Annotated in this window: 11 protein-coding genes, 1 tRNA gene and 1 pseudogene; 2 read left to right on the top strand and 11 right to left on the bottom strand. The window is 72.1% G+C overall.

Annotation, left to right across the window (positions count from 1 at the left end; genetic code table 11):
* Nucleotides 1-45 precede the first annotated feature (45 nt).
* The 4 genes from PPSIR1_RS35920 to PPSIR1_RS35905 form a co-directional block, all read right to left on the bottom strand.
* A tRNA-Leu gene (locus PPSIR1_RS35920) sits at nucleotides 46-128 on the bottom strand.
* A 38-nt stretch (nucleotides 129-166) separates the two neighbouring features.
* A complete protein-coding gene (locus tag PPSIR1_RS44800; protein ID WP_006976178.1) occupies nucleotides 167-3,643 on the bottom strand; it encodes a DEAD/DEAH box helicase in 3,477 nt (1,158 codons plus the stop codon).
* Between the two features lie 150 nt (nucleotides 3,644-3,793).
* Complete coding sequence (locus tag PPSIR1_RS35910) at nucleotides 3,794-5,890, bottom strand: AgmX/PglI C-terminal domain-containing protein (protein WP_006976177.1); 2,097 nt, start codon at nucleotides 5,888-5,890, stop codon at nucleotides 3,794-3,796.
* 407 nt (nucleotides 5,891-6,297) lie between these two features.
* Nucleotides 6,298-8,124, bottom strand: coding sequence for a vacuolar protein sorting-associated family 26 protein (locus tag PPSIR1_RS35905; protein ID WP_006976176.1), 1,827 nt, complete (start codon nucleotides 8,122-8,124; stop codon nucleotides 6,298-6,300).
* A 110-nt stretch (nucleotides 8,125-8,234) separates the two neighbouring features.
* On the opposite strand from PPSIR1_RS35905, the gene PPSIR1_RS35900 reads away from it, so the two are divergent.
* On the top strand, nucleotides 8,235-8,903 hold the full coding sequence (locus PPSIR1_RS35900) for a hypothetical protein (RefSeq protein ID WP_006976175.1): 669 nt from the start codon (nucleotides 8,235-8,237) through the stop codon (nucleotides 8,901-8,903).
* Here PPSIR1_RS35900 and mqnC read toward each other — a convergent pair.
* Genes mqnC through PPSIR1_RS35865 form a run of 7 tightly spaced genes read right to left on the bottom strand, consistent with a single transcriptional unit; the run spans nucleotide 8,900 to nucleotide 16,089 of the window.
* Nucleotides 8,900-10,954, bottom strand: coding sequence for a cyclic dehypoxanthinyl futalosine synthase (gene mqnC / locus PPSIR1_RS35895; protein ID WP_006976174.1), 2,055 nt, complete (start codon nucleotides 10,952-10,954; stop codon nucleotides 8,900-8,902). The genes PPSIR1_RS35900 and mqnC overlap by 4 nt on opposite strands.
* Before the next feature lie 37 nt (nucleotides 10,955-10,991).
* Nucleotides 10,992-12,173 carry an aminofutalosine synthase MqnE gene (gene mqnE / locus PPSIR1_RS35890; protein ID WP_006976173.1) on the bottom strand — a complete coding sequence of 394 codons (1,182 nt, stop codon included), beginning with the start codon at nucleotides 12,171-12,173 and terminating at the stop codon, nucleotides 10,992-10,994.
* 11 nt (nucleotides 12,174-12,184) lie between these two features.
* Nucleotides 12,185-12,853 (bottom strand): hypothetical protein, encoded by a 669-nt coding sequence (locus PPSIR1_RS50540; protein ID WP_157596336.1) that lies wholly within the window; start codon nucleotides 12,851-12,853, stop codon nucleotides 12,185-12,187.
* Between the two features lie 29 nt (nucleotides 12,854-12,882).
* On the bottom strand, nucleotides 12,883-13,506 hold the full coding sequence (locus tag PPSIR1_RS50535; protein WP_006976171.1) for a UbiX family flavin prenyltransferase: 624 nt from the start codon (nucleotides 13,504-13,506) through the stop codon (nucleotides 12,883-12,885).
* Nucleotides 13,503-14,366, bottom strand: a complete 864-nt coding sequence (locus PPSIR1_RS35875; RefSeq protein WP_006976170.1) for a ubiquinone/menaquinone biosynthesis methyltransferase — start codon at nucleotides 14,364-14,366, stop codon at nucleotides 13,503-13,505. Before PPSIR1_RS35875 ends, PPSIR1_RS50535 begins: the two co-directional genes overlap by 4 nt.
* Nucleotides 14,363-15,463 (bottom strand): polyprenyl synthetase family protein, encoded by a 1,101-nt coding sequence (locus tag PPSIR1_RS35870; RefSeq protein WP_006976169.1) that lies wholly within the window; start codon nucleotides 15,461-15,463, stop codon nucleotides 14,363-14,365. The genes PPSIR1_RS35875 and PPSIR1_RS35870 overlap by 4 nt, the downstream gene beginning before the upstream one ends.
* The gene (locus PPSIR1_RS35865) at nucleotides 15,460-16,089 is read right to left on the bottom strand and encodes a GbsR/MarR family transcriptional regulator (protein ID WP_006976168.1); all 630 of its coding nucleotides are present in this window, start codon (nucleotides 16,087-16,089) and stop codon (nucleotides 15,460-15,462) included. Before PPSIR1_RS35865 ends, PPSIR1_RS35870 begins: the two co-directional genes overlap by 4 nt.
* A gap of 250 nt (nucleotides 16,090-16,339) precedes the next feature.
* Here PPSIR1_RS35865 and PPSIR1_RS35860 point away from each other — a divergent pair.
* Nucleotides 16,340-16,743, top strand: a pseudogene (locus PPSIR1_RS35860) (hypothetical protein); the annotation flags it as partial.

Genomic DNA, 16,743 nt, shown 5'->3' with positions numbered 1-16,743 from the left:
CCTGCGGCCGCACGCGTCGCGATCGTGGCGCTGCTGGAGGGATAGTGCCCAGGGCGGGACTCGAACCCGCACCCCCGAAGAGAGGGGATTTTAAGTCCCCCGCGTATGACCAATTTCGCCACCTGGGCAGTGGAGGCGACAGTCTCGGGTCGAAGGTGAGAGCGCGTCAAGAGGGCTCGTCGGCGGGGAACAAGGGCACGACCTCGGCGAGGTCACCCGCGTCGTGGCTGGCCTCTGGGGACGGGCGCGGCGGGGACAGGGGCACGAACTCGGCACTCGGGGGCCGCTTCGCGGGGGCGTCGTGGGCGACGAAGGGGGCGAAGGACAGGGCGTCGACGGCCGAGGGCTCGTCGTCGGCGCGACCGAACACGGCCTCGAGATCGGCGCGATCGAGCTCCGCGACCTCGAGGCGGTCGGTGTCGACGGTGGCCTGGAAGAGCTTGCGCTTGCGGGCCTGGAGCTCGAGGATCTTGTCCTCGACGGTGTCGGCGGCGACGAGCTTGTAGACCATCACGGGGCGGTCCTGGCCGATGCGATGGGCGCGGTCCGTGGCCTGGTCCTCGGCGGCGGGGTTCCACCACGGGTCGAGGTGGAACACGTGATCGGCCGCGGTCAGATCGAGGCCCACGCCGCCGGCCTTGGTGCTGATCAGGAACACCGGCGGCCCCGCGGGGTCTTGCCAGCGATCGAGCACCGCCCCGCGGTCGCGGGTCGAGCCGTCGAGGCGCAGGTGCGCGACGGTCTGCTCGTCGAGGGCCGCCGACACGTGGTCGAGGAAGGAGGGCCACTGCGAGAATACGAGGCTGCGGTGGCCGCCCGCGATGGCCTCGCGCAGCAGCAGGACCAGCAGCTCGATCTTCGCGGACCGAGCGACCATGGCCTGCGCCTCGGGGAAGGGGAGCAGCGCCGGGTGGCAGCAGGCCTGGCGCAGCCGCGTCAGCGCCTCGAGGATGTGCAAGGTGGCCCCGCGGACGCCCCGGTCGTCGACGGCCCCGAGCACGGTCGCGCGGTAGGTGTGGCGGACCCGCTCGTAGAGCTCGCGCTGGCCCGCGTCGAGGCGACAGCGCAGCACCTGGACCTGCTTGGGCGGGAGCTCGCTGGCGACCTCGCGCTTGAGTCGGCGGAGCATGAAGGGGCGCACGCGCTGGCGCAGGCGGGCGAGGGTCGCCGCGTCCTCGCGCTTTTCGATGGGCTCGACCCACCGCCGACGAAAGCGCTTGCGCGAGCCAAAAAAGCCCGGCATGAGCACCTCGAACAGGCTCCACAGCTCGCCGAGGTGGTTCTCCATGGGGGTCCCGCTGAGCGCGAGGGGGTGGGCCGCGCGGACGCTGCGGGCGACCTTGGCGAGCTGGCTGTCGGGGTTCTTGAGGGCCTGGGCCTCGTCGAATACGAGGTGGCGAAAGCGGCGGGCCTGCCACTGCTCGGCGTCCTGGCGCAGCAGCGCGTAGCTGGTCAGGATGAGGTCGACGCCGCCGAGCAGGTCGCCGCCTTCGGGGGGCAGCGCACCCCGGCGCGGGCCGTGGTGCAGGTGGACGCGCAGCTGCGGACAAAAGCGCTCGGCCTGCTCGCGCCAGGTGTGCAGCACGGAGGTCGGGCAGACGACGAGGCTCGGCGGCCCCCCAGGGGTGCGGGCGTGGGTGTCGAGGAGCAGGGCGAGGGTCTGGACGGTCTTGCCCAGGCCCATGTCGTCGGCGAGGCAGCCGCCCAGGCCCTGGTCGCGGAGGAAACACAGCCACGCGAAGCCCTCGCGTTGGTAGGGGCGCAGCTCGGCCTGGAGGCCCTCTGGAGGCTCGCGCTCGAGGGTCGTCCCGCCGGCTTCGTCGCCGAGCTTGGCGAGGGCCCGGGCCCGCTCTTTCCAGCTCCGCGCCCGCCCGCGTTGCTCGTCGTCATCGCCGTCGATCTCGTCGAGGAGGGCGGCGGCGAGGGGGAGCGCGTGGGCGCCGAGGCCTCGCTCTTCGCCGTCCGCGTTGGCGCCACGCTGCAGCTCGACGAGCTCGGCCAAGGCGGCGCCGTGGCGCTCGAGCCAGTCGCTCGGGAGCGCGGCGACGCGGGCGTCGGGGAGCCGGACGAAGCGCTCACCGGCGAGCCAGCTGGCGATGACCGCGGGCGCGTCGACCCTGGTCTGTCCGCCCTCGGCCGCGAAGTCGACCTCGAGCTCGAACCAGTCCGTGCTCGGGCCCACCCGCACGCGCGGGCCGAGGGCGTCGGGGAGCACGCGGTTGCCCTGGACCCGGGCCTCGCCGAATACGACCCAGGCGCGGGCGCGCAGGGAGGGGACGGCGTCGATGAGGAAGGCCCAGGCCTCCTCCTGGACCAGCTCGGTGCCGCTGGCGTGGACGCGGACGTGGGCGCCCAGCTCGGACCAGCGGCGCTGCTCCCAGGCCAGATCGCGGACCAGGGTCAGGTCTTCGCCGAGGTGCAGGGGCGCGCGGCCGTCGGGGCCAAACTCGAGCACGCGGCCGTCGACGAGCTCGTAGGCGAGCTTGCCCGAGACGCGCAGCACCTCGCCGCGCTCTTCGAGGACCAGGCGCGGCTCTCGACGGGCGACGGCTGTGGCCCCGACGGCGCTCGGTTGGGGGATCTCGATGGGGATCGGGGCGAGGCTGAGGATGGAGCGGGCGAGGCCCTCGAAGCTGGCGATGGGCAGCTCGATGGCGGGGCTGTCGAGGCGATCGAGGAGGTGCTGGGGGACCTCGACGTCGAGGGGCCGGAGCTCGCCGCCGCGGGTCAGGACGATGGCGGGCTCGAGGCGCCAGCTGTCGCGCAGGCCCTCGCGCCAGCGGATCTCGAGGCGGCGCTCGAGGGCCTCGTCGGAGCTATCCTCGGGCAGCTCGATGGTCGCCGGCGCGACCTGGAGCTGGGGCTGCCAGGGCTGCGTCGAGGCGCGCACGGGGTCGCCGTCGTAGCTGAGCAGCAGCTCCTCGTCGGCGTCGGCGAAGGCCGCGAGCAGGTCGTGGGCGAGGCGCGAGCGCAGCTTGGGGGCCTTGCGCGCGAAGCCGTCGAGCTTGCGCAGCTCGTCGAGGGAGGCGTGCAGATCGAAGACGCGCAGCAAGGCGGCGCTGGGTCGGGTGCGCTCGAGCAGGCGGGCGCGTTCGCGGGGCAGCTTGACCGGCTTGAGCCAGCCGTCGCCGCGCTTGTTGGCGCGGATCAGCCGGACGTCCATGTCGAAGCCCTGGGCGTAGCCGCCGGTGGGGAACAGCTCGACGAGGAAGCGGCACGCCCGGCGCTCGGGGGCGGCCGCTTTGTTCGTGGTGACGCCGAGCTCGGGGGCGCCGCTGCCCGCCGGGCGAATCAGGTAGTCGAGCTCGAGCTGCCAGTCTGGGAGGTCGAAGAGCTCGGGGGCGCGGCGCCACAGGATGAGCACGGCGACGGCGGCTCGGTGCTCGCAAAAGCGATGCTCGCGGTGGGTGGGGCAGCGGCACGGCTCCGAGCCCAGGCGCGCGCTCAAGCGGGTGTTGTCGGCGAATGCGAAGGCCGCCTCGCGCTGGGAGGTCGCGGCCAAGCGCGCGCCCTCGATGAGCTCGGGGATGCGCTCGAGCACCGCCGTGGGCAGGCGCGCCCGCGGGGACATCCAGGCCAGCAGCGCGCGGAGTCGAGGCACCGACAGGCGCTCCGCGGGCGGTCGCTGAAAGCTGAGCTCCACCGTCTTCCTTGATAGGCCAGCGGGGCCGGGGCGTCACCCGCTGAAGCCCACGAAAAAGGGGCAGGACCGCGGTGGTCCTGCCCCTCGGGGCGGCGACGCTCGGGAGATCCCGGGATCGCCTGTGGTCTGGTGCTCGGTCGAGCTCTCGGCTCACTTGGAGCTGAGTCGGAAGGGGTAGCTGACCATCGCGGTGCCGCCGTTGCGGGTGCGCGGGAACTTCCAGCGCTTGACCGCCTTGGCGATGCAGTCGCCGACCGCCTTGTCCTTGGTGGTGTTCTCCTGGACCACCGCGCTGCCGACCTTGCCGGTGCCGAGGATGGCGAACTGGACCAGCACGCGGCCCTCGGTGTTGGGGTTGCGGCTCAGGGCGGCGTTGTAGCAGCCCCGGACCTCCATCAGGTGGGAGCGGACGATGCGACGGATGGTGTCCTTGTCGATGGCGCCCACGACCTTGCCCTTGCCCACGCGGGCCTGGATGACGGGCTTGCGCTTGTCGCCGAACTTGGTCAGCGCGCCGCCGCCTTCGCCGGGGCCGAAGCCCGTGCCGCCGGTGCCCGTGCCGTGGCCGATGAGGCCCGTGGTGCCCATGCCGATGAGGCCGTCGGCCGAGCCGCCGCCGCTGTGGCCGGAGCCGATCAGGCCGAGCCCGCCGGTGCCGTAGGCCTCGCCGACTTCGGTGCCGACGATGTTGCCCCACATGTCCTGGTCATCGGTGCCGACCGCGAACGCGCCGCCGTCGACGTGGGCCAGGAAGTGGCCCTGCTGCTCGGCCATCAGGCCGAGGATGCCCGCGCTGCGAGCCGCGCGGTCGGGGTCGAAGGTCCGAGCCATCTGCGGCACGGACTTCGACGGGCCGCTCATGGCGTAGGCCTTGTTGGTGGCCTTGGCGGAGTCCTTGCCCATCTTGCCTTCGGGGCCCTTGGCCCGCTTGCCGGTCTCACCGCCCGCGCTGTCCTTGGCCTCGGGCTGGGGCTCTTGCTCGTCGGGCTCGGGCGCCTCGGGCTCCTCATCCGCCTGGTGGAAGTAGGACGCGAAGCGGTTGGCGGCGTTCTCGTCCTCGAGCTGCATGGCCAGCGCGTCGTCGGGCATGGAGCGCATCAGCAAGTAGAAGGAGGTGGCGATGGCCGCGGTGCCGCCGAAGTAGGCCCAAAACGGCCAGTCGGTCTCGCCGCGCCCGGCCACGACCGCGCCGCGGTTGACCAGGTTGACGCTAAAGGCGATGTCGCCGTGGCGAACCTTGGCGCGGGCGCCCTTGGGCAGGGGGTAGACCTGCACGCCGTTGCCAGCTTGGGTGCGCCCGGTCTCGACGAGGTCGTGGAGGCTGAGCAGCTGGCGGCCGAGCTCGACGTTGCCCTCCATGCCGGGGGTGAAGCTGAGCGCGTAGCCGCCGGTGGAGTCCCGGTGGACCAGGGGGGTCGAGCCGGGGTTGGGCAGGTCGGTGCCGCTGAGCTTGAAGCTCGCGTCGGGGCTCTCGCCGATCGAGAACACCTCGAGGGTCTCCTCGCGCATGCGCATGCTGCCAGCGACGAAGGGCACGAGGCCGAGCAGGCCGAGCATCATGCCCAGAGAGCCGGTGCCGAGGCCGGGAGCCGCGGGGGCCTCGGCGTGGCGCTGGGCGGCCTCGACCACCTGGGCGTTGTAGGCCTCCCAGGGCTGGGCGACCTCGTAGGCGAACAGGCCCAGGCCGCCAGCCATCAGCGCGCCGCCGAGGGCCATCAGCGGGACGGCCGAGCGCTTGCGGCTCTTGGCCTGGCCGACGTGGGAGACGTCGAGGACCGAGCGACCGAAGGTGGTGACGACCTCGGCGACCTGCTCGTTGGCGTCCTCGACCTGGCTCAGGTCGACGGCGGTGCGGGGCGCGGGCGCGGTGGTCCGGGGAGCCGCGGCCGCGACGGGAGCCGCGGGGCGATCCGCCGGGGCGGCCGGGGCTTTGGCGACCGGGGCCACGATGGCGGTCTCGAGCCGGTAGCTCCCGAGCTGGATGACGTCGCCGGAGGCCAGGGCGCGGCTGCGGTCGATGGCTTCACCGTTGACGATGGTGCCCGCGGCGCTGCCGAGGTCGATGAGCCGGACGTCGCCCTCGGGCCCGACCTCGACGACGGCGTGCATGCGACCGATGGCGTCGTCTTCGAGGCGCAAGTGGCTGCTCCCGAGGCGTCCGAGCTTGATGACCTCTTGGGTGAACTCGCGGGTGTCCACGAGCTGGTCGTTGAGGAAGATGCGGAAACGGATGGTCTTGGTGGCCATGGTTGGTTCGTCCTGAAGCGAAGGGCGGAGAGGGGGGCAATCCCCCGCGGGTACACGGATCCCGAGCGGGCCAGGATGTGGGACCGTCGAACGGGCGACACGGAGCCGAGAGCGGCTTTGGTGGGGCGAGTTCGAGGGCCGCGGGGGCCATCGCTTGGTTCACGGGGCAAGACATGGACGACCCCCCAAGGTTCCGGCGATGCGTAAAAAATCTCCGTGGGAGGCCGTGGGCGGGCTCGTAGGGTGGTCACGCCGGTGGCAAGCCCAGCTGCCAGGGAGAGCGGCCGCGCGCCGCCAGGGGCCTCAGGGGCCCTCAGAGGCAGGTGTGTGGCGGTTTTCGTCGAATCCCCACCCAGGGGAGGTGGCGAGCGCCCCTGCCACCTCGCACGCGAGAACCGTGGCGAGGATCAGCGGTAGGGGCCCTGCTCGCCGCGGATCGTCTTGCCGAGGCTGAACAGCGCCTCGATCCGCTCGATCTCCAGGCGGGGGTCGGGCAGACCCGGCGCCATGTACAGGCGCACCAGACGGTCGTTGACGTGGAGCGAGACCCGCTCGCTGCGGGTCCAGCTCGGCGCCGTGACCAGGGCCTCGAGGGGCCACTCGTGCTCCGGCTGGCGCGTGTCCCCGGTCCACAGCAGGTGGTGGCGGCTGGGGATGGCGATGCCCGGCTCGAGGGCGAAGAAGGTCGAGCGCAGCGGCGCGACCTCGCCCTCGGGCACGCCCTTGTCCTCGAAGTCCATGCCGACGACGAGCTTGCTGGCCTCGCGCTCGATGGTCAGGCGCAGGTCGCTGACGCGCAGCTTGGCGCGCAGGGCCGCGGCCGCCTCGGTCCACGCGTCGACGTAGTCCTCGAGCAAGACCGCCGCCGGGAGCTTGCCGGCGAGCTCGTTGGTCTCGTCGGCGAGGGCCGAGAGGAAGTAGGCGAAGTCGCGCAGCTCGCTCGCGGCCGAGCCGGGGCCGCGCAGGCGAAAGTCGAGGCCGCCGTCGCCCGCGGCCGTCAGGTCGTACTGGTGGCGCGTCCGGCTGGCCTGGGCGAGGATGGGCTGGAGGCGCTCGACGACCGCGGCGAGCTGGGCCGGATCGCGCGCGCCGAGGTGGTGGCGGAACTCGTCGCTGAGGATGTGCTTGCGGACGGTGTGCGTGCGCAGGCCGACGCCGAGATCGGGGAAGCGCAGGTGGCCGTGGACCTCGGCCTGGCCCTGGCTGTAGTCCCGCCGGAGCACCACGCTGGTCTCGCCGACCTTGCCGTGGAGCTCGCCGTCGATGTGCTCGAAGCCGGTGCTGCGGGCGACGGACTCCCAGACCAGGCGCAGGCGCTCCGAGCCGACGGCCAGGGGCAGCGCGCGCTCCTTGGCCTCCTCGGCCTCGCTCGGCTTGGCGTCGGCGGGCCGGACCGTCACCGGCACGCGCATGCTCGGCTCGGGGCCCCGGGGCACGCCCACGCTCAGCTGCACCAGCCACTTCATCGAGCAGCCGTGCATCTGGAAGGCCGGGACGAGCTTGCGGGGCAAGGACAGCTGGAAGGGGATGGGCTGGAGCTCGCCGACGCGCTCGGGCAGGTCGACGGTCCAGCGCGCGACGAGGTGGTCCTGGTGCAGGGGCCCGCCGAGGGGCGCGGGGATGGCCTCCTGGGCGATGAGCGCGAGGCGGAGCTCGCGGTAGTCGTTGTGGTCGACGTTGCCCAAGGCCGCCGTCGCGCGCAGGCGGTCCTCGGCGTAGAGCTCCTGGCTGCCCAGGGACAGCTCGAGGTAGGGGGACTTGCCCGTGGGCCCCTGGGGATCGGTGGCGTAGACCTTGGGCCCGCTCGGCTGGTCCTCGGCGGAGCTGGGCGCCGGGCCGACGGGGAAAGAAAAGTCGACGTCGATGTCGAACCACCACGGGATGACCACGCGGATGTTGGCGCGGTAGCGGACGCGCAGGCAGGTGCCCTCCCACGAGGGCGGCAAGCTCGGCGGCAGCCGGACCTTGGTCCGCAGCCGGTGCGGCCCGACGTCGAGCTCGGTGTGGCGGTCGAGGAGCTCGACGCGGTGCTTGAGGAAGCGCGAGCGATCGTACTGGCTGCCGTGGGACCCGCCGTGCACCCACTGCACCTCGCCGGTCAGGGTCAGGTAGACCGCGCGGATGGGCACGGGCTTGCTACACAGCAGCTCCACCGTGTACTCGCCGATCTCCCCCGCGGCCAGCGGTCTGGCGAGGAGCAAGCGGACGTCCGGGCGGGTCTTGAACAGAGCCATGGGCTGGCCGGGAGGAAATGGTACGCGATGGCGATGGGGGAGTGGCGGCGCGATCCTGGACCATCCAGGCGGGCTCGCGCGCCGGCCCCCGAGCCCCTACACTCCGGGCGATGGCCAAGAAGATCGCCGCCGTGCTCCTGATCTTGGCGCTCCTCGTGGGAGGGGCGGGCTATTGGCTGTGGACCCAGCTGACGGCGCTCCCGGACTGGTACGACAGCGCGGACATGATCGCCGAGGACGGCAGCCCCCAGGTCGACCGGGACTGGGTGCGGATCCCCAACGCCGAGCCCACGCGCGAGTCGGGCAAGGGCGAGGGCGCGGCCGAGGCGACGGGGGGCGAGGCCTACCAGCTGCGCAACCCCCACCTGCGCCGCAAGCGGGGCGGCAAGGGCAAGCCCATGAAGGTCGACAAGGCGATCCGGGCCTCGCGGGTCCAGATGAGCGGCGAGACCATCGAGGGCGGCGCGGTCCTCAACCTCTCGGACATGGACGTCGAGACCCTCGAGCCCAAGGACCGCGAGGCCTACGACCGGCTGACCGAGGCCTTCCCCGCGCTCATGGGCCGGGACGTCTACGTCGGCATCGAGAACGCGACGCGGACCGAGGACGGCGAGATCGTCGTCAACTCGAAGACCCGCCTGCGCGTCGGCGAGACCCGCTACTCCATCGCCTCCGCGGCCAAGCGCCTGGGCATGAGCTCCACGGAGCTGCGCAACGAGATCGAGGACGAGCTCGGCAAGATCGACCTGCCGGAGCTTGGGGGCGAGCTCGAGCTCTAAGACGCCTCAACGCGGCCGTACTGCATGGTCCGGCGCTGGGGCTCGAAGCCCGCCAGCCGGATGTGCGACTCGATCTCCTTGGCGGTCATCATGAAGTGGGCGCCCGCGGTCGAGACCACGTTCTCCTCGATCATCACCGAGCCGAAGTCGTTGGCCCCAAAGCGCAGCGCGATCTCGCCGATCTCGGGCCCGAGCGTCGGCCACGAGACCTGGATGTTGTCGATGTTGTCGAGGTACAGGCGCGCGACGGCCTGGACCCGCAGGTAGCGGAACGCGGAGGTGTCGTCGCGCAGCTTGAGGCGCGTGCCGTCGGCCTGGAAGGGCCAGGTGATGAAGGCCGTGAACCCGCCGGTCTCGTCCTGGAGGCTTCGCAGGCGCTCGAGGTGCATGAGGATGTGCTCGGCGGTCTCCTGGAAGCCGAACACCATGGTCGCCGAGGAGCGCATGCCCAGGCCGTGAGCCGCGCGCATGACCTCGAGCCACTCGGCGGTCGAGTTCTTGAACGGGCTGATGCGCGCGCGAATCTCATCGTCGAGGATCTCCGCGCCGCCGCCGGGCAGGGAGTCCATGCCCGCGGCCTGCAGCCGGCGCAGGACCTCTTCGACCGAGAGCTCCTCGATCTGCGCGATGTGGATGATCTCCGTGGGCGAGAGGGCGTGGAGCTTGAGCGTGAAGTTCTGCTTGGTCCAGCGGAACAGGTCCTCGTAGTAGTCGAGGCCGAGCTCGGGGTTGAGGCCGCCCTGGAGCAGGATCTGGATCCCGCCGAGCGCCTCGGTCTCGCGGAACTTCTTGGCCAGCTGCTCCTTGCTGAGCACGTAGCCGCGGCCCTGCTTGTCCGTGGGCGGGACGTAGAAGTTGCAGAACTTGCAGCGCGTGACGCAGTAGTTGGTGTAGTTGACGTTGCGGTCGATGATGTAGGTGACGATCGGCTCGGGGTGGAGCTGCGCACGGCGCTGATCGGCGGCCTCGCCGAGGGCCATGAGCTCGGCGTTTTCGTACAGGTAGATGCCCTCGGCCAGGTCGATGCGCTCACCGGCGGCGGCCCTCGCCAAGATCGCGTCGACGTCCAGGGGGCTGCGGCTGCTCCGGCGGCGGCGCGCGGCGACCAGGACCTCTGGCGCGGCCTCGCCGGCGAAGTGGATGTGCACCGGGTCCTCGGGGTGCAGGCCGGGGATGTCGATGAGCTCGGCCTCGCGGGCGCGGTCGAGGTACTCGACCAGGCCCTCGCGCTGCTGGGTCTCGAGGCCGTAGCGGATGGTCTTGCGCAGGTAGGTCGCGTAGGCCTGCTCGCTCAGGGCCTGGGCCGCTCCGGGCTCGCCGCTGGCCAGGAGCTCGTCGCGGTAGTGCTTGGCGATGGCCTCGGCGTACTTGCCGAGGCTGCGGTCGCGGGCCTTTTGCAGCGCGGTGACGTGCGCGGGCGTCAGCACGCCCGGGCGCGCGGCCCAAAACGCGAACACCATGGGCAGGCCGGTGCGCTCGAACCATTTGGTGCCCAGGTCCCAGACGTGCTCGAAGCGCCCCGCGACGCCGAAGGCCGCGTCGCCGATGATCAGCGCGGCGACCTTGGGGCCGCTCCCGTCGGTGGACGCGTCTGCGACCAGGCCCTCGCCCACGCCGTGGTCGACGGGGACCAGCTCGGGGCTCAGCCCGGCCTCGTGGAGCAGGACCTTCAACAGCAAGATCGAGCTGCGCGAGGCTCCGTCGAGGTAGACGCGCTCGACCTCCTCGATGGGCCAGCGGCTGCAGACCACGACGGTGTCGACGGCTCCGCGACAGCCGATGCCCACGCCGGGCACGACCTCCCACTCGGGGTGATCGGCGTAGGCGCCCACGGGCACCAGGGCCAGGTCGCACTCGCCGGCCGCGAGGGCGTCGGCGCAGCGCGAGGGCAGGGCCTCGACGACCTCGAACATCGGCGTCCCGTCGGCGTGGCGGGGCGCGTGCTTGGGGTCGAGGAGGGTGTGGATCAGCGGCCGCGCGTTGAGGAAGGAGACCGCCTGCACGCGCAGGGTCGTGGGCGAGGGCTGGCTGGGGGTGGTCTCGGTGGTCATGGCGGGCTCGTCGGTGGCGTGGTGGGCTGGCGGGGGGTCAGAGCACGTTGAGGCGCACGCCCTGGCCCTGGGTCGAGTAGGGCAGGCTCGCGTCGATGCGGATGCCGTCGAGGGCCTCGCCGTCGTCGGTCCAGCGCTCGTTGTAGAGGGTGTCGCGCTCCACGGCGACGCGGCCGGCCTCGCGGATCAGCCGGACCAGGTCCACGCGCGACAGGGCCTGCGGCGTCTCGGCGCCGGCCATGTGATAAATTTTCTCCTCCTGGACCGTGCCATCGAGGTCGTCGACGCCGAAGCTCAGGCTGATCTGCGCGGTCTTGATGCCGATCATGATCCAGTAGGCCTTGATGTGCGCGATGTTGTGCAGCATCAGGCGCGAGACGGCGTAGGTGCGCAGGTTGTCGACGCCCGTGGGCGGGGGCAGCTTTTGCAAGCTGTTGTTGTCGGCGTGGAAGGCCAGGGGGATGAAGGTTTGGAAGCCCCCGGTCTCGGCCTGCAGATCGCGCAGCCGAAGCATGTGGTCGATGCGCTCTTCGAGGGTCTCGACCGTGCCGTAGAGCATGGTGCAGTTGGTCCGGATGCCCAGCTCGTGGGCGGCGCGGTGGACCGCCAGCCACTCGTCGGCGTCGGCCTTGCCGCGGCACAGCTTGCGCCGCGCTCGCTCGGCGAAGATCTCGGCGCCGCCGCCCGGCATGCTGTCGAGGCCAGCCTCCTTGAGCTCGCTGAGCACCTGCGTGTAGCTCATGCCGTACTTCTCGGCGAAGTAGTGGATCTCGACGGCGGTGTAGGCCTTGAGGTGGATGTCCGGGCGCAGCGCCTTGAGCTCGCGCAAACAATCCTTGTAGTAGTCCAGCGGCAGGTGGTGGTGCAGGCCGTTGACGATGTGGATCTCCGTCACCGGCTGGTCCATGCGATCGAGGAGCTTTTGCTTCACCTCGTCGATGCTCATCGTGTAGGCCGCGGGCGCGTCGGGCTCGAGCCGGGCGAAGGAGCAGAACTTGCAATCCGCCACGCACACGTTGGTGGGGTTGATGTGGAAGTTGACGTTGAAGAAGGTCTTGTCGCCGTGCAGCGCCTCGCGGCGCTCGTTGGCGAGGGCCCCGACGGCCAGGAGGTCGGGGTAGGTGTAGAGGAACAGGCCGTCGTCGGCGTCGAGGGCCTCGTTGGCCCGGACCTTGTCGGCGATGCGGGCGAAGCGAGCGGTGTCCTTGGTGCGGTTCATGGCGGACTCTCCTAGGGCGTGGTGGAGCTCTCGGTGGGGCGCAGGCCGGCTTGCTCGACGAGGTTGAACAAGCCGGCGCGGGTGGCCTCGTTGGGCCGGGTGACGCCGGCGATGGGCAGGGCGCGGTCGGCCTCGATGGGGCCGGACAGGGTGTCGGCGCCGAAGCCCAGGGCGATCTGGGCGACGCGGATGCCGACTAAATCGTGACGCGCCTCGACGCGCACGCCGGCCGGCAGCAGCAAGCGCGCGACGGCGATGGCCCACAGCCGGAAGGTCCCCGCGGGCACGGTGCAGTAGGGCGCGAGGCTGGACGCGGGCGCGGGACGGTCTGCGAGGGCCTCGGCGAGGGCGAGCAGGCCCTCGACGTAGCGCGCCGGGGCCTCGGCGTCGCGGGGCTCGAGGGGCAAGAGCAGCGAGGCGTCGGCGTCGAGCTCGAGGGCCGCGTCGACCCAGGTCTGGACGCTGCGCGCGTCGAAGGGCGCGTTCGTCAGGGCCGCGCCGGGGCCGACCGCGAGGGCCTGGCCGGGCTCGAGGGCCACGCTCGGGGTGGGTCGTGCGCGCACGAGCACCGCGTCGCCAAACAGCGCCCGACGTCGCGCCATCGCCAGCCGACCCAGGCGCGGCGGGTTGTAGCGCAGGGCCAGCGCCGTGGCGGCGTCGAGGGGCTCTTGGGTGGGCATGGGCGTGAGCGGTTGGGGTAGGCGTTCGTTCATGCGGGGGCTCCCCAGCGTCGGTGCAGCTCGAAGGCTCCCCCATCGTGGAGCTCGCGCAGGTCCTGGAGGCCGGCGCGGTCGAAGACCCGAGCGACGACGGTGTCGAGGGCTTGCTCGAGGGTGTGCACGCCGGAGTAGAAGCTCGGCACGGCGGGCAAGATGATGGCTCCGGCCTCGGTCGCGGCGACCATGTTGCGCAGGTGCACGAGGCTCAGGGGGGTCTCGCGGACCACGAGGATCAGCGTCTTGCGCTCCTTGAGGGCCACCTCGCAGGCCCGGGCGATCAGGTCGTCGCCGCCGCCGTGGGCCACCCGGGCGAGGTTGGACATGGAGCAGGGCATGAGCACGACGGCGTCGGGGGCGTTGGAGCCCGAGGCGAAGGGGGCGTTGAAGTCGTGGCGATCCCAGCGGCGGAGGTTGGGGAAGGAGGCGGGCAGCGCCTCGTCGAGCTCGGCCTGCCACACCTGAGGCGCGGTCGAGGACACGACCCAGTCGACCTCGAGGCGCCCGCGCGTGCCCGGATCGTCCAGGGCGCGGGACAGCAGGCTCAGGGCCCGCTTGGCGTAGGCCGCCCCGCTCGCGCCGGTCGCAGCCAACACGAGGCGGCGAGGGCGGGTCAACGCGGGCTCTCCCCGTCGGTAGCGGGCGCGAGGGCGCCCTTGGGAGCGGGCTTGGTCGCGCGCACGATCGAGGCCACGCCCAGGGTCAACACCTCGACGCGCATGCCCTCGAAGCCGATCTCGCCGAGCAGGCTCATGTACTCGGCCGCGGTCCGCATCCCGCCGATGCTGCGCGGGAGGTAGCGGTAGGCGTCGAGGTTGCCCGTGCACGCCCAGCCGACCACGGGCAGGACCGTGTTGTTGTAGACGGCGTGGAAGGCCCGGGTGACCCACGCGGTGGGCTGGAAGAACTCGAGCACGACGAGCTGGCCCCCCGGACGCAAGCAACGCAGCTGCTCGCGGCCGGCGGCGCGCAGGTCCGAGAGGTTGCGGACCCCGAAGGCGCAGAAGATGGCGTCGACGCTCTCGTCCCCCAGGGGAAGATCGTGGGCGTCCATGTGCATCGGCGTGATCTTGGCCGAGGCTTTGGGCCCGCCGATCTGCGCGACGCGGCGCTCCCCGGTGGCCAGCATGCCCGCCGAGAAGTCCCCGCCGATGAGCATGGCCTCGGGGTAGCGGCGGTGGATCTCGAGGGTCGAGTCGAGGGTCCCGGCGCACAGGTCGAGGATGGTCGCGTGGGCCCCGGTGCGCGGGTCCACGGCTGGCTCGACGGCGGCTCGGGCCGCGAGCAGGTCGGCCACGGCCTTGCGCCGCCAGCGGACGTCCGTGCCGGCGCTCATCAGCCGGTTGGCGCGGTCGTAGCCCGGGGCGATGTCGCTGAACATCGCCTGGACCCGGGCGCCGTGCTCGTCGAGGGTGGGGATCTCGTCGAGGCTCGAGCTCCGCGGCGCGGGGCTGGTGCCGGTCGCGGGCAGGTTCACGCGGTCCTCCCGACGATGTAGCGGGCGAGCTCGCCCAGGGCCTCGCGGGCGGGGGAGGGCGGCAGGGCCTGGAGGGCCTCGCAGGCGGCCTCGACGTGGGCCTGGCCCTGCTCGCGGGCGGCGTCGAGGCCCCCCGCGTCGACGACGGCGACGAGCAGGCGGTCGAGCTCGGCCTCGGCCACCGGCGGACCGGCCCGGAGCAGCTCGGCCAGGCGCGCGCGCAGCTCGGGCTCGCGCTCGCACGCGAGGATCAGCGGCAGGGTCACCTTGCCCTCGCGCAGGTCCTGGCCCCGGGCCTTGCCCGAGGTCTCGACGTCGAGGGTGTAGTCGATGATGTCGTCGGCGATCTGGAACGCGAAGCCGACCTCGCGGCCGTAGCGGGCCAGGGCCGCGGCGGCGTCGGGCTCGACGAGGTGGGCGACGGCGGTGCACCAGGCGATCAGCGCGGCGGTCTTGCGCTCGATGACCAGGGTGTAGCGCTCGAGGTCCACCTCCCACTCGCCCGCGGCGTAGAGCTGGGCGATCTCGCCTTCGGCCATCAAGGTCACGGCGTCGGCCATGCTCGAGGTCGCGGCGGCCTTGCCCAGGCGCGACACCGACTGGAGCGCGCGCGCGAAGCAGTAGTCGCCGGTGAGCACGGACAGGCCGTTGCCGTAGGGCAGGCGCGCGGCCGGGCGACCGCGGCGGAACTCGCCCTCGTCGATGACGTCGTCGTGCAGCAAGGTCGCGGTGTGCAGCAGCTCCCCGGCGGCGGCGATGGTCAGCGTGTCGTTCCAGGCCTCGTCACAGGTGTAGCCGGCGGCCTGGGCCGCGAGCAGGGTGGCCATGGGCCGAAAGCGCTTGCCCCCGGCGAAGGTCAGGTGCCCGCCGACCTTGGGGATGATCGCCAGGCGGGAGTGGAGCAGCTCGCCCAGGCGGGTCTCGACCTCGACGAGGCCGTCGGCGACCAGGGCCATGGCCGAGGCCACGGGGGTCACGGCGACGTCCGCCGGCTTGGTCGAGGGCAGCGGCTCGAGCCCGGGGCGCGCCGGCTCGCTCGCGTGGTGCTCGGCAGGATCCGCGAAGGACGGGGCGAATTCGGGGATGGATTGGCTCATGAAAGAGTGTCCTGATCGGTCGCGGGCTCGTCTGCGGGCTCGTCGAAGCTGCGGCCGGGGAGGGGGGCTGGGCGCAGCTTCGAGGCCTTGCGCGCCAGGCCATTGAGGATGGCTCGGACGGGGCTGCGCTCGACGAAGGCCTCGAGGAAGGAGCGGCCCAGCTCGAAGAAGCCGAGCATGTGCTCGCCGCGCTGGAGGGCGAAGGCGATGCGCGGGTCCTGGGTGCTCTCGTGGGCCGCGCGCAGCTCCTCGACCACCGCCCGCGCGCGCTCGATGGCGTCGTCGATGCGGGCCGCCTCGCGCTGGCGCAAGACCGCGGTGATGAGCTTGAAAAAATTGGTCTCGGCGACGTAGAGCCGGCCCTCGCGGTGCAGCACGCCCCACTCGAGCAGGGCCGTCATCGTGGTGCTCGCCGAGCCGGCGCTGATGCCCAGGCCGTTGCGGACCGTGCTCTGGTCGAGGGCCCGCGGCGACATGTAGACGAAGCCGAAGATGCGCCCCATGGTCTTGGTGAAGCCCCAGAACTCGGCGATGTCTCCGAGGATCTCCGCGACCTTCAGCTGGGCGGCGTAGACCGGATCACTCGAGTCCGTCGCGGCGTCAGAGGCGGTGCTTTTTCGGGCCATGGGCGGTGCAAAGGCTGGGCGCGCGGGGCGCTTTGGGTCGCCTCGGGCAAGAAAAACGCCGAACGAGCGAGCTTCGTGCCACTTTCGAACGCTCGGAGTTCATTTCAGATTGAACTGAAAACTTGCTTCGAGTGCGGTCTACCCTGGGCCCAGGGCCAAGTCAATCGGCAACATCTGCGCCCAGGTGTGATCCAGCGCGTTTGGGGTGGCCGATCGCCTGGCCGCCGCGGGGCGGCTAGGCTTCGGTCGCATGGCCGAGCGCGACGCCTACCCCGTCTGGGTCGTCATGGGAGCGGCCTGCGTCGGCACGCTGCTCGGGGGCGTCGCCGTGTGGTTCGCGCTGACGGGGCGCCCGGACTTCGCCGCCTCGGAGCGCCGCGATCCCTCGGCCGTCGAGGACCCGGGGGCCGAGATCGAGAGCTCGACGGGCGGACCCGCCGACGCGGACACGGGGGAGGGGACGGGCCCCGACTCGGAGCAAGCGGCCGAGGACGCCGGGGTGCCCCCGGACTTCGACCCCGGCGGGAGCCCCCTCGTGCGCGCCATCGAGTCCACGCGGGACAGCGTCGTGGCCATCGAGTTCGGCGGCTCGGTCCGGGGCGCGGGCGTGGTCTACGACGACCGCGGCCTGGTGCTGACCAACTCCCACGTCAT

The sequence above is a fragment of the Plesiocystis pacifica SIR-1 genome, from assembly GCF_000170895.1.
In the GTDB taxonomy this organism is placed as follows: Bacteria; Myxococcota_A; Polyangia; order Nannocystales; family Nannocystaceae; genus Plesiocystis; species Plesiocystis pacifica.
Note: the sequence above shows the minus strand (reverse complement) of the source record. Positions and strands in the feature narration are given on the sequence as shown.

Coding starts and splice junctions, on each gene's coding strand:
- PPSIR1_RS35910 (WP_006976177.1), bottom strand. CDS start 5,890: ATGGCCACCAAGACCATCCGTTTCCGCATCTTCCTCAACGACCAGCTC.
- PPSIR1_RS35905 (WP_006976176.1), bottom strand. CDS start 8,124: ATGGCTCTGTTCAAGACCCGCCCGGACGTCCGCTTGCTCCTCGCCAGA.
- PPSIR1_RS35900 (WP_006976175.1), top strand. CDS start 8,235: ATGGCCAAGAAGATCGCCGCCGTGCTCCTGATCTTGGCGCTCCTCGTG.
- mqnC (WP_006976174.1), bottom strand. CDS start 10,954: ATGACCACCGAGACCACCCCCAGCCAGCCCTCGCCCACGACCCTGCGC.
- mqnE (WP_006976173.1), bottom strand. CDS start 12,173: ATGAACCGCACCAAGGACACCGCTCGCTTCGCCCGCATCGCCGACAAG.
- PPSIR1_RS50540 (WP_157596336.1), bottom strand. CDS start 12,853: ATGCCCACCCAAGAGCCCCTCGACGCCGCCACGGCGCTGGCCCTGCGC.
- PPSIR1_RS35870 (WP_006976169.1), bottom strand. CDS start 15,463: ATGAGCCAATCCATCCCCGAATTCGCCCCGTCCTTCGCGGATCCTGCC.
- PPSIR1_RS35865 (WP_006976168.1), bottom strand. CDS start 16,089: ATGGCCCGAAAAAGCACCGCCTCTGACGCCGCGACGGACTCGAGTGAT.